The organism is Catenovulum adriaticum, assembly GCF_026725475.1.
In the GTDB taxonomy this organism is placed as follows: Bacteria; Pseudomonadota; Gammaproteobacteria; order Enterobacterales; family Alteromonadaceae; genus Catenovulum; species Catenovulum adriaticum.
In genome coordinates this window covers 232,485-247,936 of sequence record NZ_CP109965.1, presented here as the reverse complement: position 1 = coordinate 247,936, position 15,452 = coordinate 232,485, and the positions used below count along the sequence as shown (strand labels likewise).

Annotated in this window: 11 protein-coding genes; 2 read left to right on the top strand and 9 right to left on the bottom strand. The window is 39.3% G+C overall.

What is annotated here, in order from left to right; all coding sequences use genetic code 11:
• The first annotated feature begins 9 nt into the window (after nt 1–9).
• A complete protein-coding gene (gene lysA, locus OLW01_RS01090; protein ID WP_268074795.1) occupies nt 10–1,263 on the top strand; it encodes a diaminopimelate decarboxylase in 1,254 nt (417 codons plus the stop codon).
• Between the two features lie 64 nt (nt 1,264–1,327).
• On the opposite strand, the gene OLW01_RS01085 is transcribed toward lysA, so the two are convergent.
• The 9 genes from OLW01_RS01085 to OLW01_RS01045 all read right to left on the bottom strand — a co-directional run bounded on the left by OLW01_RS01085 (nt 1,328) and on the right by OLW01_RS01045 (nt 12,961).
• Nucleotides 1,328–3,262: a sulfatase-like hydrolase/transferase gene (locus OLW01_RS01085; protein WP_268074794.1), complete on the bottom strand. Its 1,935-nt coding sequence runs from the start codon at nt 3,260–3,262 to the stop codon at nt 1,328–1,330.
• Between the two features lie 80 nt (nt 3,263–3,342).
• On the bottom strand, nt 3,343–5,295 hold the full coding sequence (locus OLW01_RS01080; protein ID WP_268074793.1) for a sulfatase-like hydrolase/transferase: 1,953 nt from the start codon (nt 5,293–5,295) through the stop codon (nt 3,343–3,345).
• A gap of 259 nt (nt 5,296–5,554) precedes the next feature.
• On the bottom strand, nt 5,555–6,775 hold the full coding sequence (locus tag OLW01_RS01075; protein WP_268074791.1) for an MFS transporter: 1,221 nt from the start codon (nt 6,773–6,775) through the stop codon (nt 5,555–5,557).
• Between the two features lie 293 nt (nt 6,776–7,068).
• Nucleotides 7,069–8,169: a HupE/UreJ family protein gene (locus OLW01_RS01070; protein WP_268074788.1), complete on the bottom strand. Its 1,101-nt coding sequence runs from the start codon at nt 8,167–8,169 to the stop codon at nt 7,069–7,071.
• 23 nt (nt 8,170–8,192) lie between these two features.
• Nucleotides 8,193–9,281: a tetratricopeptide repeat protein gene (locus tag OLW01_RS01065; protein ID WP_268074785.1), complete on the bottom strand. Its 1,089-nt coding sequence runs from the start codon at nt 9,279–9,281 to the stop codon at nt 8,193–8,195.
• Nucleotides 9,282–9,370: 89 nt separating this feature from the next.
• Nucleotides 9,371–9,889, bottom strand: coding sequence for an Ig-like domain-containing protein (locus OLW01_RS01060; RefSeq protein WP_268074783.1), 519 nt, complete (start codon nt 9,887–9,889; stop codon nt 9,371–9,373).
• A 10-nt stretch (nt 9,890–9,899) separates the two neighbouring features.
• Nucleotides 9,900–11,486 carry a DUF4331 domain-containing protein gene (locus tag OLW01_RS01055; protein WP_268074781.1) on the bottom strand — a complete coding sequence of 529 codons (1,587 nt, stop codon included), beginning with the start codon at nt 11,484–11,486 and terminating at the stop codon, nt 9,900–9,902.
• Between the two features lie 216 nt (nt 11,487–11,702).
• Complete coding sequence (locus OLW01_RS01050) at nt 11,703–12,419, bottom strand: anti-sigma factor (protein ID WP_268074778.1); 717 nt, start codon at nt 12,417–12,419, stop codon at nt 11,703–11,705.
• A complete protein-coding gene (locus OLW01_RS01045) occupies nt 12,416–12,961 on the bottom strand; it encodes a sigma-70 family RNA polymerase sigma factor (protein WP_268074776.1) in 546 nt (181 codons plus the stop codon). Before OLW01_RS01045 ends, OLW01_RS01050 begins: the two co-directional genes overlap by 4 nt.
• A gap of 277 nt (nt 12,962–13,238) precedes the next feature.
• Here OLW01_RS01045 and recG point away from each other — a divergent pair, with 277 nt between their 5' ends.
• The gene (recG, locus tag OLW01_RS01040) at nt 13,239–15,317 is read left to right on the top strand and encodes an ATP-dependent DNA helicase RecG (RefSeq protein ID WP_268074774.1); all 2,079 of its coding nucleotides are present in this window, start codon (nt 13,239–13,241) and stop codon (nt 15,315–15,317) included.
• Nucleotides 15,318–15,452: the final 135 nt, after the last annotated feature.

Here is a 15,452-nt window from a genome sequence, read left to right as displayed (position 1 = left end):
GAGTTTAGTTTGGACTTTTTTAATTACAAAAACCAGCAATTATTTGCTGAAAATGTATCTGTAGCGAAAATCGCGCAAGATTTTAATACCCCATGCTACATTTATTCACGTGCGACCATTGAAAGACATTGGAACGCCTTTGATCAAGCTGCCCATTCACATCCTCATTTAGTCTGTTATGCAGTTAAAGCTAATTCAAATTTAGGCGTGTTAAATGTATTAGCTCGACTAGGCTCAGGGTTTGATATTGTATCTGGTGGCGAGCTAGCTCGAGTGATTGAAGCCGGGGGCGACCCAGCTAAAGTTGTATTTTCGGGAGTGGGTAAAACCGAGCCTGAAATAGAATATGCTTTAGAAGCCGGTATTTATTGTTTTAACGTCGAATCTGAAGCTGAATTAGGTCGTATTAATAAAGTTGCTGCTGAACTAGACAAAAAAGCGCCTATTTCAATCCGAGTTAACCCAGATGTTGATGCTAAAACTCATCCTTACATTTCAACCGGGTTAAAAGCCAATAAATTTGGCATTGAGCGCGAGCGCGCAATTGATGTATACAAGTATGCATCATCACTAAGCCATTTAGAAATAAAAGGTATTGATTGCCATATTGGCTCACAGTTAACTGAAGTTCAGCCTTTTATTGACGCATTGGATAAAGTGCTGGCGCTAATCGATGAATTGGCGACAAATGGTATTGAGCTTTCTCACCTTGATGTGGGCGGCGGCTTAGGCGTAACTTATCAAGATGAAACCCCACCCGCCCCCGCCGAATATGTCAGTGCTTTATTAGACAAACTCACCAATCGTAAAAATTTAAAAGTGATGTTTGAGCCAGGCCGAGCCATTATGGCAAACGCAGGTGTATTGGTTACAAAAGTTGAGTTTTTAAAGCAAGGTGAAGAGAAAAACTTTGCCATTGTTGATGCGGCTATGAACGATTTAATTCGCCCTTCGCTATACAGCGCTTGGCAAAATATTATTCAGGTTGATGAATCTCTTGAACGTGAATCAGCAAACTATGATGTGGTTGGCCCTATTTGTGAAACAGGCGACTTTTTAGGGAAAGACCGAGCATTAAAAATTGAATCTGGCGATTTATTAGCCGTTCGTTCATCGGGTGCTTATGGTTTTACCATGGCTTCTAATTATAATTCACGCGTACGCGCTGCCGAAATCATGGTTGATGGCGACACAGTTCATTTAGTTAGAGCGCGTGAAGAGTTGGTTGATTTATGGAAAGGTGAAGCGGTATTACCTGAGTAAGTCTGAATAAACGTCTTTAAACTGGGTTTGAGCGCAGCCAAACCCAGTTTATAAACATAATAACTTATTGCGTCACAGCAGGAATTAAATGAGCTGGTATATCAGCAATTTTATCATCTGCCCCTTTGGCAAAGTTACTAATATGATAGTCATTGGCTTTTGACCAATCAGCTTCGACCCGTCCATCCCCTAAAACTATATTTCCTAACTTATTTCTAAACCAATTAGCCAAGGCCGCGTATTTTGGTTGATAGGCTAAGTTGTGCCTTTCAGCCGGATCAACTGCTAAATCATACAGCGCCATTTCAGCTTTCTCTGCAGGCACATTTAAAGCCCATTTTAAATCTTTACCTAAATAATCAGATTTAACCGGACCATTAAATGGTCGGGTGCGCATTGAAAATCTAAATCTTTCAGTATGCAAGTATGCTCTTGGCCCACCCACTAAGTTAATTTCGCCTAAAATATAATCTCGTTTGGCTACTTTGTTATTCATAACATCTAATAAATTATATCCATCCAAATAGTCGTACTGATCAGATTGAATGTCTGCACCTGCTGTCGCTAACACGGTTGGTGCAAAATCAACAAACTCAATCATGTCTCGGTTAACACCACCCGGCTCAATTAAAGATTTGTCAGAGCTAACCACAATAGCAGCATTTCTAACAGACTGAATCCAAGGTCCAAATTTGGCTTCTATGCCTTGCTCACCCAAGTGCCAGCCATGATCGCCTATCGTAAATATAATTAAATACTCTTGGTTATTCGCTTCACTGTATTGCTTAAATGATTCTACGGCTTCGCCAATTAGTGCATCACCATAAGCACAAAATGCATAATAATCCCGAATCGCTTGTTGTTTTTCTTCGTATGTCATTTCGTCAACTTTCATTGACTGGTAGATAGTTCTCAACTGAGCGGGTAATAAATCTAACTCTGATTTTTCAAATTCAGGAATGTCATAAATTTTATCTTTAAATCTGTCTCTGAATTCTTTTGGAGGTAATACGGGTGTATGAGGTAAATGAAAACCTAATTGAACAAATTGAGGTTTGGAGCTATCGGGTCCTGTCGCTGATTTTCCCCAACTGGTTTTAAATTGCTTATCTGCGTTATTCAGATAATTTTGCATTTCTTTAACGATATAAGCATCAACAGTTTCACCAGCTGGTTTCGGGTTTACGCCTGCTAAAATTAAATCTTTTTGATGACGGGTATAAGCTCTCAGTATTGAAAACTCTTCAGTCGTTTGTTGTTTTTGCTCAATATCATCTTCAGTTAAGGCTTTTGCATTGCGCTTTAAGTAGTATTTGCGCGTATCGCCGTTAGGGTATTGCACATTTTCAGTAGAGCCAACCATTTTAGGCGCACCTTGCGAATGGTCGTAACCCGCTTTGGTATATAAATCACCCAAGCCATTCGCTTGCAAATCATGCTTAAAATGAACTTTATAGTCGAATAAATTAGCATCATGAAAACCTTGACCCGGCCCCCATTTAAAAATGTAGGAATCTTCTTTACCAAACACAGAAGTGCCGTATCCATAATCTCTTATCGTTTGAGAAACAGTGGGAGTAATAAAATCAGGGTTCTGATGGGTTAATTCAAACGCATAATGGCCGTTTCTAAATGGATAACGCCCGGTCGCCATAACCCCCCGTGAAGGGCCACAAACAGGAGAGTTGGTATAAGCTTGAGTGAAAAATACCCCTTCAGATGCCAGTTTATCTACATTAGGCGATTCAACATAACCCAAAGGACTATTTTTTGTGCCAAACACTTTTTGATTATAGTAACTGACTGAATCTGGTCTTTGGTCATCAGTAATAATCCAAAGTATATTGGGCTTAGCTTTAGATTCAGCTAGCTCTGCTTGCTTTTCAAGTTGTGGACTAACCTCTTTTTGCTGTGTACCACAACTGATTATCACCAACGGCAGCGTTAAGCTGAGCGCGGTTTTAATCGCTTTAACTTTATGTTTTTTAATTATTTTCATTTTTCACGTCCTTCATTGCTCTCGCACTTTAATATATATGAAATATACAGAATAAAAATATCAGTATTGTGTTAACCAAATTAATCACATACTGGTAGGTCTAATTTGGCTAATCCCGCTAGCTTTCTATCATGTGCTCCGGTTGCATAATCATTCACATAATAAGTATTCGGTTTTGACCAATCGACTTCCACGCGGCCATCGCCAATGACAATATCGGTTAATTTTTTTCTAAAATAGCGGGTAATATCGGCATATTTATCGTCATACGCTAGGTTATTTTGTTCGTTTGCGTCACAGCGTAAGTCATATAAGCCCATTTCAACTTCTTGGTCTGAAGCTTGGTAAGCCCAATTTATGTTTTCGCCTGGTTGGTAAGCTTTACCAGGAAAACCATTTTCTTTTCTTACTCGCATCGAAAACGCAAAGTCTTTTCCGCGCAAATAAGCTCTTGGGCCAACAATGGCGTTCAGTTCGGCAATAACATAATCTCGCTTTAATTCTGGCTGACGAATAACTTGCGCTAAATCAAACCCATCTAGCTCAGGTTTATCTTGCGACGCATTAAGCCCTGCCGCTTGTAAAATTGTTGGTGCTAAATCGACATACTCAACAAAATCATCCACCACTAAATTTTCAGGAAAACGCTGCTTGGTTGAATCAGCAACAATCACAATTCCTTGATTTGATGTATTCCAAGATGAAAACTTAGCTTCTATTCCTTGCTCCCCTAGTTGCCATCCGTGATCGCCTACAGTTAATACAATTAAGTAGTCTCTACCTTGTTTTTCGCTAAAGGTTTTAAATGCATCAACAGCCTGACCTATTAAATAATCGCCATATGCACAAAACGCATAATAATCGGCAATAGCTTGTTGTTTCTGTGCATACGTCATCCCATCAACTTTAAGATTTTGATAAAGACTTTTCATTTGCGCTGGTAACTTTTCAACTTCAGCTTTGCTAAAATCAGGTATTTTGTAAGTTCTATTTTTAAACTGATCTCGAAATGATTTAGGGGGCAATACTGGGGTATGCGGAAAGTGAAAACCTAGGTTTAAAAACTGTGGTTTATCCGTGTTTGGGCCTTGTATATTGCGATCAAAATGCGCTTTATATTGCTCGTTTGGGTGTTTTAAATAATCGACAAATGATTTAAGAATATGCCCATCGAGTGTTTCACCTGCAGGTTGTGGGCTAACACCACCTAAAATAAGTTTTGACTGAGAACGGGTATAAGAGCGTAAAATATCCAGCTCTTTTTCTACCGCGGTTGGCTTATTTGGATCAACTTTACTTTGGTCAATAATCTCAACACGCCCATCCGGAAATAAATAATGCTCATGTGAGGCTATTTTTTTCCATTTAGCACCGCTTTTATCAAATTGATCAATACGAGAAACATCCGTAAATAGCTTATGTTTTCCTCCATGATTATAGCTCTGATGTCCTAAATCTTTATTAAAATCAATTTTTTCATCATAAATTGGAATAATTTGTCCCAATTTATTATCGTCAAACTGCTTTAACCTAACCCCTCGTTTACCAACCAATGTCGTTTGATAACCTTGTTTTTGTAACGTTGTTGCAGTTGGCTCAAGCTTTAGGTCATGCTGATTATGATAATATTCAAACCCAAACCGACCTGAACGATGCGGATATAAGCCAAATTGCATAGATGCACGTGATGGCGCACAAGCAGGTGAGTTATTATACGCATGCGTGAACATAGTGCCCTGCGCTGCCAACTTATCAATAGCGGGTGAGGCCACAAAACCCAACGCACTTTCGCTAGTGCCACGCTGACTACGATTAAACGCCGCGATTGAATCAGCTCGCTGATCATCGGTAATAATCCATAAAATATTCGGCTGCTGTTTGGGTGTGGGTAAGGCAGATTGAACTAGCGCCGAGTCTGTTTTTGGCGGTGTTTGTTTAACTGTTTGAGCTTCGGTTTGCGGCTTAGCGCAAGCGACCAAAAATAAAGTTTGGGTCAAAGCAAAGTAAAATAAAGATTTTTTGAAAGTGAACATAAATTTGAAATAGCCATTTTTACATTTTCAAACATTGTATACAAAAAACAATAAACTATTTTTAACTTTACCAAAAAATTACACTTTAGGATACAAAAAGCCAACTTAATTTAAAGATCAAGGAGAACTGGCAAGATAAGTAAATATGAAAAAGAGAGCATGAGAGAAAATGAAAAAAATTAATAACGGGTATTTAGATTTAAACGCCCGCTATTAGATAAACTTAACAGATAAATATAACAACTTTAACGCGATTAAATTAACAAGCCTCAGGTACTGCGGTGCACTCTTTTTTCTGCGCTTGAGCTTTAATTTGAATGTAACTTAACCACCACATTACCAAACCACCCGTAAATAAGGCAGCGGCTACCATACCCGATTGATTGGGCAAAGCACCTTGCGCAATAACAATCCCCCCCATCCAAGGACCAATTGCATTAGCGGTATTAAATGCACACTGAACTAATGCGCCTAGCATTGCATGCCCTGTTGGTGAAATATCCATTAATAAAGACTGAATCACAGCCCCTATCCCAATACTGGCTCCAATGCAAAAAATAACAAGATATAAAAACCAAATGTTATGGCTGGCATAAACATAAATAAGCGCAAAAACAATACTAAACACTAAAGCAATACCCGTGGTTGGCATCGCTGCTTTATCACCTAATTTACCCAGTACCAAATTACCGATAGTACAACCAATCCCAAACATAACCATAGCAATTGAAATGGTGTAAGCGGGTGTGCCTGTTACTGCTAATATCGTATCTGCGATATAAGTATAAATGCAAAATACACCGCCAAAACCAATAATCACGATTCCTAAAATAGTCCACACTAATTTATTTTTTAATACCCCAAACTCACTCATTAAGGTAGATGGTGTAGCATTTTTTCGATTGGGTAATACTTTAAAAATCAACACAAACAACACCAGTGCTAATACAGCTGCACCGGCAACACAGTAGCGCCAGCTAAAATTTTGGCCAATTAAAGTAACCATAGGTACACCCACAATAGTGGCTATAGTTAACCCTAAAAATACTTTGGCGATAAAACTTGACCGCTGCCCTTTAGGCGCTATATCCGTCGCCAGCAAAATCGCAGTACCAAAATAAGCACCATGTGGTAAACCACTTAAAAACCTAAACACAATTAATTGATTAAGCGATTCTGCAAATGCACTCAATGCGTTAGAAATACACACCATGCCAACAAAAATAGCCAAGGCGTTGCGTTTTTTCATATTAGCCGTAAGCATCATCAAAATAGGTGCGCCCACCACAACGCCGATTGCATATGCACTAATGGCATATCCACTTTGTGACGGTGTCGTTGAAAAAGTTTCACTAATTAATGGCAGCATAGGCATCATAGAAAACTCAGTTAGACCGAGTATAAAGCCCCCCATCGCCAAAATGAGTAAAATAGGAAATACGCGTACATCAGCTGGTGCTGATATAGAATTTGATGACATAAAACGCCCTAAAATATAAACTTAAATTCAGAAAATAAGTGCGAAGAGATCGCAAGAAAAAACAGATAAAACTCGAAACTGTCTAATCTCGAATTTTAGGGCTCTATTATAATTTAAACTGGTATCCCAAAACCAGCTATTTGAACGAAAAACAGGCAATGGTTCGTGTTATTTTTAACCAGCAACAATTCAGTAAAGTAATGCTTACCTTAGCAAAACAAGGTGAAACTTCAGCTTAAAACTGATCACTTTTTTGTTCAATTCAATTTTTTAATATTGATGGTTTGAGCGGTTTAAAACCGCTCAAGTGTCCATTGTAAGGCAATAACCGCAATTAACAATGACGAACATCGTACAAAATACTGAGCATACCAATTAAAGTTTCTCAGCCAAATTAACACTGGTAAAACGAGTGCTAAGATACATAATTGCCCTATCTCAACACCTAAGTTAAAAGACAATACTGACCAAAACTTTTGATCACTTGGTAAACCCAGTTCTGACAACACGCCAGCAAATCCCATACCGTGTAATAAGCCAAACGCAAACGTTAATCCGGCGACTCGCACCACCAATGGCCAAATATTATTTAACGCCGCTAATAACACAGAAATCGCAATACCAATTTCAACCCAGCGGCTATTAACCGTCATCCAATTCATTGCTGTTGCTGTTAAGGTAATTGAATGCGCTAACGTAAAAGCGGTAACAATCCAAGCGGTTGAGGTAATAATCTGACGGTAATTTTGTTTAACTTGCCACTGGCGATTTTCACGGTATAAAACACAAGTTAATAGCAACACCAATAAAAATAAAATATGATCCAAACCTTTCCAAATATGCAGCATGCCTTGATATACATATTCTACAACGGTATTCATTAAGCTGCCGTTAGCCATATCCAACTGAACACTTTGCTGATTAGCAGTCATCACGCGACTCACTATCGCATCATCAGCTGCACTCAAATTCACTATCAATTTATGTTCTGAGTCATGTTGAAACAAAGCTTGATAATGGATTGATATAGGTCCTTCAAGCGCACATTGGGCTTTAAAGTCGGTCACTATATAACCTTGATTAAAATGTTTATCCGCCTTTAACTGCGGACTTATCATTAATTGGCAAGCCTCACCGGCCCGACTAAATGATAAATTTTGCGCAATATACTGATTAATTTTTTGTGAGCGGCTATTTACTTCAAGCCAAGTCAACTGACCATTATTGTCACTATCAAGCGCTAACGCCAAGTTAAAATCAAAACCTCTAATTTGCAGTTCACCAGATAACAAGCCTTGCTGCTCTAATTCACCAGTTAAATAGGCCGTGCTTAGCTGATGAGCCAAGACTGGACTGGTCAAAAATAACGATAAAATAATGAGTAAATATTTCAATTGATGCACCCCTTGCATTTAAATTATTCGGCTGACATCCCAGATGGTGGCTCTGGTAACATAGCTGAGCCTTGCATTGAGACTGCTGCTTCTAGTAATTTTTTGTCCGCAGCCAATTTAGTCATTCGCCAATTTTCTTCAGCCCAATGCAGTGCTTTTGAAGGATTGGGCGCGATATCAATGTAAAAACGTGCAATTTCACTGGCGTGAAAACGATCATTGCGTTGAATCCGCAATTGAATTCTAGCTAAGGTTTGTTCTGCCCAATAAGTACCTGTATTCATTTGTTTTTCTGCTATAGCTAATCTTAATAGCAATGCATCATCTTTGAATTCAGCATGATTCACAACCTCCGAAAGCTGCTTATCAACCGCTTCTGCATTATTGTTTTCTAACTGAATATCTGACCATAAAACCAACAGACTCATAGGCTTAAGCTGCTCTGAATATTGTTCAAGCCATGTAATTGCCGTTTTATTTTGTCCCAACCTGTGTGCCATATCAGCCAATATTTGCAGTATCCACACTTGTGACTCGTCGTCAGGTAAACCATAACGTTCAACTAACTCCGTTAGCTGCTGATAACTCGCTTTTAGCTTATTTTGATAGCTTTCTACTTCTAAACTGCAGCTGGCAACCGTTAACATATCTGCTTGGCCTAGCAAACTAACACAAGCACTACGCGCTTGACTGTATTGAGCAAGTGCTAAATGAATATTTGCTTTTAATAACCATGCACTGGTTAGGCTTTTGTTTTTTGATATTGATTTATCTAAATCTTTTAATGCGGCTTGAAACTGATGCTGGTGCTGTAAAATTCTGGCTGAAAGATACCAAGCTTTGCCGCTGACATCTTGTTTTAAATGAGGTTTTAATAAAGCATTTGCTCTACCAACATTATATGCGCTTTTTCCGGGATACTGTGCCTGTTCTAGTAGATTTTCTATATCAGTTAAACTAGCTGATGTTTGATTTGATTTATTAGAATTTACTTGCCAGCTGTCTAGTACAAAGTCGTTATCTTTTGGAATATAAGATTGTGCACTTACCGTCAAACAACTCACACCCGATATAAGATACAAAGATAGAGATAATATTTTTTTTATAAACATAATGTATTAATCCAAGCTTTGAAAAAATAGCCATCCTTGGCCATTGGCTATACTCTTCTGTTCACAAGGTACTTAAGTACCTTGAGCGCTTATTGATCGATTAGCAAATCATCATAAGCGGTTTGAGTTGTGACATCCTGTATAAAATTGCGTCCATTCGTTGATAAAGGTTCATCAGTTTCCATTTGATTAAAAGCACTACGACTATAGCTTGAAAAAGTTACTTCTAGCGCTTCGATATCAATGTTGACCATGCCATTTACAGCAGCATTAACACCATCTGAAACTTCAAACTCAAAGCTATCAGAACCGGTAAATTCACTATTTGGCGTATAAGTAAAGCTACCGTCATCATTGAGTTCTAACATGCCTTTCATCGGATCTGTGGTGACCGTATACGTTAACGTGTCTCCATCAGCATCTGTGGCCGTTATTTGTTCCATTACTTGGGTGTCGGTCTGAGTCATAACGGATAATGTTTCTACAACTGGAGCCATATTTTCTTCAGGCTTATCATTGTCGTTGTCGTCATCATCAAGCAAATCACACCCTCCTAAAGCAAGTGCAAATGCACAAGCCAAGGGGATTTTTGAAAGTTGGCTATTCATCATAATCTCCTTATTTTGAACCAGCGATTGGCGTAGCTAAATATGGAAATTCAGTCATCATCATGCTGGCATCAACAGGTGCGCCATCGGTAAATGGAACATTACCTACATTTGCATCAGCCTCTTCACATAAACCTAAATCTGTATCGGTTCCATTAACTGGCACTGGATAGCATAAACGACCCATTACGACTCGTAATGCAATATCAACCACATCATCACCCGGACGACGACCATTTGGGAAACCGGCTAAATCATCACCCGCAACACCAAACGCTGATTGATCGGCTGACGCTTTTGCAGCTATCGCTGTGTTTAATCGCAACATTTCAGAAGCGGTAACGGTTGATTGTTGGTTAACACCTTCAAAACCAGTTAAAAACGCAGTTACTAAATCCACTCGAGGGAAATTAGTTGGTGCTAGCGTCGGTAAATCAGCTCCTAAAGTTGTATTAACAGCATCTTTAAATAAAATATTTAATAACTCAGGTAAGCTTGGGTGAGTCACGTAATCAGCAAATTGACCATCATCTTTAGGGTGTGCTGATGAAAACTTATCTTTGTCTTTTAAACCAATAACCAACTCATTCACTAAAGGGTTACCTAAACGAGAAACTTGAGTTAACGCACCACCATTCACTTCAGTATTATTAAAGCTGGCATTTGGATTTAAAATTCGTGCTTGCGGTAAGCTTGCAGTCGTCCAAGTACCGATAACGCCATTACCAGAACCTGTCACACACTCTTTCGCAATTTCAATCGATAATGCAGTCACATTTTTATCAGCTAAGTCATCGTTATCTGATGATTGAGTAATACCACCAGGGAAACCACCTTCATCACCAGCACCCGGCGCACTGTCACCTTCAACTGGCACATAATTAACCAAGTCAAAAGTTTCACCTAGGTTAACCACAAATGGGTCTTTACGCTGACCAACAAACACTCGGCCCATGGTGTCACAACCTGGGATATCAAAGTTATAAACAAATTTGTCAGCGTATGCTTCATAACCTGATTTGTCGGTAAATGTTTTGTTACCAATATAATCAAGCGGCTTATGGAACATAGTTGTACTGTCGCTTGCATTATTTAACATTGTCGAGGTGCCAGTGCTCTGAGGGCCCGTAACTAAAGCGAGTGAATAAGATTCACTGAAATTAGCATTAGCTTGATCCATTGCACTAATACCGCCCACATTTTTAAGCGGTACTGCAATTGATTTTTTTTCGCCTTCTGCGCCTACATCTAAAGCAACTCCCGTTTCACCCGGTAATGCTTGCTCAAATCTAAACTGAAACGTCATATCCTCAACTGCGTCACCATCGTTATCAATATGAATGCTATAAACCGCAGCTGGATCCATCGCAAAATAGTTTGGACCACCATATGCATCTTGCAGTGGGATATAGTTAGCAATTAAAGTTACAAACTCACCTCGACCAGACTCGTAACTATTGAACGCATAAAAGTCGGTAGAATCTAGCGTTGGCGTACGTGTAATATTTGGTGCTTCTCTGTGACTTGAAGCTAGTGCTGTTTGACTTATTAAACCAGCGACCAGTGCAGCAGAGATTGTATTAAGTTTGATATTCATGACAAATTCCTTTGTTAGTTGTGAATAAGACTTGTTTTATTTTTAAACAAATCTGACTGTCACTAAGTTAAACGGGTGAGATGCATGATTGGATGCAAATTAATTTATTTTTTTTCAAAAATTTAAAATTAATTTTTAAAGCGTTGAATTTTAATATAAAAAACCCGGTTCAAAACCGGGTTTTAAAAGCGGATTAAGGGTCAAGTTTTGATAACACTATAACGTGACTAGCTCCGTGGTATATAAAACTTTAGTAGGTGAACCACTAGGTGAGCCACCTAAAGGTTCCAAACTAACGGCTAATGCCGCTAATTCAACTGTGCCAAATAAATCGGATTTGGCTAAGTTGAGCTCACCGGATTTAGGTAATAACCCAAGTGAAACTGGCGCTCTGCCATCCGAAGCCACAAACCAAAGTTCATAATCGTTATTAGCTTGAGCTGTTAATTTATCCGTTGCTTTAACTTTTATTTGCTGCTCACCAACTTCAATTAACCAAAGTGCTTGAGCTTTTTCGCTTTGCACTACCGCAAATTGTGATGGCGTTGAATCAACAGGTTCGAGTCGCACTAAAATAACAGCCAATATAATAGCGGCTGCCGTTGCAATGCTGGCTAATCCCGGCCAAAATTTAGCGGATTTAAGTTCAACTACTTCTGCGGATGCGGAGCTTGTTTGTCTGGTTGAAGCAATGCTGTCTTCGTCAAACCCAAGTCGCTGACTCACTTCAACCCAAACTTTGTCACTGGGTGTTTTAGGTTCGAGTTTATGACCTAATACATTAATGTATTGCTCCCAAATCCAAGTTGTTTCACGTACTAGTTGGTGCTGCATCATTAATTGCTGATAACGTCGCCTTGCGCCGCCTCGCAATGTACCCAGTACGTATTGTGCAGCTAATGCATTACGTCTGTCTTCTACTAAATAGTTCATATGGCTAAACACCTCTGCAGACTTTGCAGCCCACGTCTAATCCAACTTTTAATTGAACCCAAGGGTGAGCCCATATTGGCGCAAACTTCCCGATGGCTCAAACCATTATAATACGCAAAATGAATGGCTTGCTTTTGATCTGAATCCAATTCATCCATGCATTCAGCCATTTTTGTAGCACTAATACCAACCTGCTCTAAACTTGAATTTTCTGCTGATTCATCTACTTGCAACATATCTTGCTCTTGTAATGGCAATTCATGTCTGACATTGTGATAACGAATCAAATCTAAAGCTCGATAGCGAACAATACTAATCATCCAAGTTAAAACGGTTCCTTTACCCAGTTGATATTCACCAGCGTTATGCCAAATTCGAACGTAAGCTTCTTGTAAAGCTTCTTCCGACAGCTCTTTTTGCTTTAGCATTTTAAAGCAAACCGCATATAACTGAGCACTAGTAGCGTGATAGAGCTCAGCGAAAGCTTGTTTGTCTCCAAGCGCTGTGGCTTTTAATAACTTTAAGTGTTGTTCGTGTTCCATGGTAAGACCTTTTTATAGGCTCAGCTTAACAAGCAAATCATTTAAAGCTCAATAAGCCAAACGAGTATGTTAGATTTTTGGATGCAATTTATTTATAACAGTAGTTTATTTACGCCACATAAAGTAAATAGATCATGGCTTACTCTAGTTTATTTTATCCGCTGCAGCAAATAGATAGGCTTAACTGTTATTTTGTCGAGAAAGAGTTTTTCTTGTACTTTTCTCAATCCACAAGCTAATATACTGTTAATTTAAACAGTTCAAATTAAACTACTTTATGCAATTAAGTCGCTTAGCAAAACAATCTGTCACTAGCCTAACAGGTGTTGGTCCTAAACTGGCCGAAAAGCTAGCGCATCTGCATATCCACTCTGTTGAAGATTTACTCTTTCATTTACCATTTCGCTATCAAGACAAAACACATATTTACCCAATAAGTGATTTATTACCAGAGCTGCAAACCAGTGTGCAAGGTGAAATTATCAACAGCAGTATTTCATTTGGAAAAAAACGCATACTGAATTGTGTACTGGATGATGGTTCTGGCTTAATAACATTAAAATTTTTTAATTTTAATGCCGGTCAAAAAAATCAATTAACGCCGGGTAAATTTGTTAGAGCTTTTGGCGATATTAAACGCGGTCGCAGCGGCTGGGAAATCATCCACCCTGAATACAAAGTAAGCAGCTCAGCACAAATCGAAGTTGAAGAAGCGTTTACCCCTGTTTATTCAACAACTGAAGGCTTAAAGCAGTCAAGCCTACGGCAACTAACCGAACAAGCGTTAAATAAACTACAAAAAGCAGGTGTTGAAGATTTATTACCTAATGTTTCGCAAACTCAGCATTATAATTTGCAGGCCGCATTAGAATTAATTCATCGTCCGCCGCCTGATGTTTCACTTGCTGATATTGAGCAAGGCAAACATCCCGCACAGCAAAGATTAGCGCTAGAAGAGTTAGTGGCGCATAATTTAAGCATGTTAAAGATCAGAGCCGATGCTCAGCAAGTTCAAGCCGCCTCCATTCCTATTGCCCAACCAACGATTGAAGCGTTTCTAGCTAACTTACCTTTTAGCCCAACTCAAGCTCAAAACCGAGTTACTGGGGATATCCAACAAGATATGCAGCAAAATTACCCGATGATGCGCTTGGTTCAAGGCGATGTTGGCTCAGGTAAAACCTTAGTCGCGGCCTTAGCTGCACTCTCTGCACTCGCGCAAGGGTTTCAAGTTGCACTTATGGCACCTACCGAAATTTTAGCTGAGCAACATGCTATTAATTTCCATCGCTGGTTTAGTCCATTAGGCTATAAAGTTGACTGGCTTGCCGGTAAACTAAGTGCAAAACAAAAGCGAGAAGCACAAACCAGAATTGCCAGCGGCGAAAGTAAAATGATTGTTGGCACACACGCCCTGTTTCAGCAAGATGTTGAGTTTGATCACCTCGCATTAGCAATTGTTGATGAACAACACAGGTTTGGCGTTCATCAACGTCTTAGCTTGCGCGAAAAAGGCGCTAAAAAAGGCATGGCTCCACATCAACTAATTATGACAGCAACGCCCATACCCAGAACGTTAGCTATGACAGCCTATGCCGATTTAACGACCTCTGTAATTGATGAATTACCGCCAGGGCGCACTCCAATTCAAACTGTTGTTTTGCCTGATAGTAGACGAGATGAAGTAATTCAAAGAGTTTATCAAGCCTGCAAACACGAAAAACGCCAAGCTTATTGGGTTTGCACCTTGATTGAAGAGTCAGAAGTATTGGAATGCCAAGCCGCAGAAGATACCGCATTTCAATTACAAGCATCATTGCCCGATTTAAGTATAGGCTTAGTTCATGGCCGTATGAAGGCAGCCGAAAAGCAGCAAGTAATGACAGAGTTTAAACAAGGAAAAATGGATTTATTAGTCGCCACTACTGTTATTGAAGTAGGTGTCGACGTGCCTAATTCAAGTTTAATGATTATCGAAAACCCCGAACGACTTGGTTTAGCACAACTTCATCAATTAAGAGGTCGAGTTGGCCGTGGGGCAATTGCCAGTCATTGCGTTCTTATGTATAAAGCACCGTTGTCTGATACTGGGGCAAAAAGATTAGCCGTAATGCGCGACAGTACAGATGGCTTTTACATTGCCCAAAAAGATTTGGAAATTCGAGGGCCCGGCGAGTTACTAGGAACCCGCCAAACAGGCGACATGAACTTTAAAATTGCCGACTTATTAAGAGATAGCGAATTAATCCCTCATGCCCGCACATTGGCAAAACAAATAATGCAGCAACAGCCCGAAACCGCCAGCGCGCTCATCCAACGATGGGTTGGTAGTAAAGATATTTACACACAAGCTTAATTATTATACTTTATTGGTTATTTTTTAATAACTAAAAATAACTTTACTATATTACTTTGATTTAGTGCATTAATTGACCAAGCGTAAAATCAGGCTCTACAATAAATGAACACGCTATATTTAAAATATGCTTAA

Excerpts from the sequence above, each read along its gene's own strand:
- OLW01_RS01065 (WP_268074785.1), bottom strand. The coding sequence starts at position 9,281 with ATGTTTATAAAAAAAATATTATCTCTATCTTTGTATCTTATATCGGGT.
- OLW01_RS01075 (WP_268074791.1), bottom strand. The coding sequence starts at position 6,775 with ATGTCATCAAATTCTATATCAGCACCAGCTGATGTACGCGTATTTCCT.
- OLW01_RS01050 (WP_268074778.1), bottom strand. The coding sequence starts at position 12,419 with ATGAACTATTTAGTAGAAGACAGACGTAATGCATTAGCTGCACAATAC.
- recG (WP_268074774.1), top strand. The coding sequence starts at position 13,239 with ATGCAATTAAGTCGCTTAGCAAAACAATCTGTCACTAGCCTAACAGGT.
- OLW01_RS01080 (WP_268074793.1), bottom strand. The coding sequence starts at position 5,295 with ATGTTCACTTTCAAAAAATCTTTATTTTACTTTGCTTTGACCCAAACT.
- OLW01_RS01060 (WP_268074783.1), bottom strand. The coding sequence starts at position 9,889 with ATGAATAGCCAACTTTCAAAAATCCCCTTGGCTTGTGCATTTGCACTT.
- OLW01_RS01045 (WP_268074776.1), bottom strand. The coding sequence starts at position 12,961 with ATGGAACACGAACAACACTTAAAGTTATTAAAAGCCACAGCGCTTGGA.
- OLW01_RS01085 (WP_268074794.1), bottom strand. The coding sequence starts at position 3,262 with ATGAAAATAATTAAAAAACATAAAGTTAAAGCGATTAAAACCGCGCTC.
- OLW01_RS01055 (WP_268074781.1), bottom strand. The coding sequence starts at position 11,486 with ATGAATATCAAACTTAATACAATCTCTGCTGCACTGGTCGCTGGTTTA.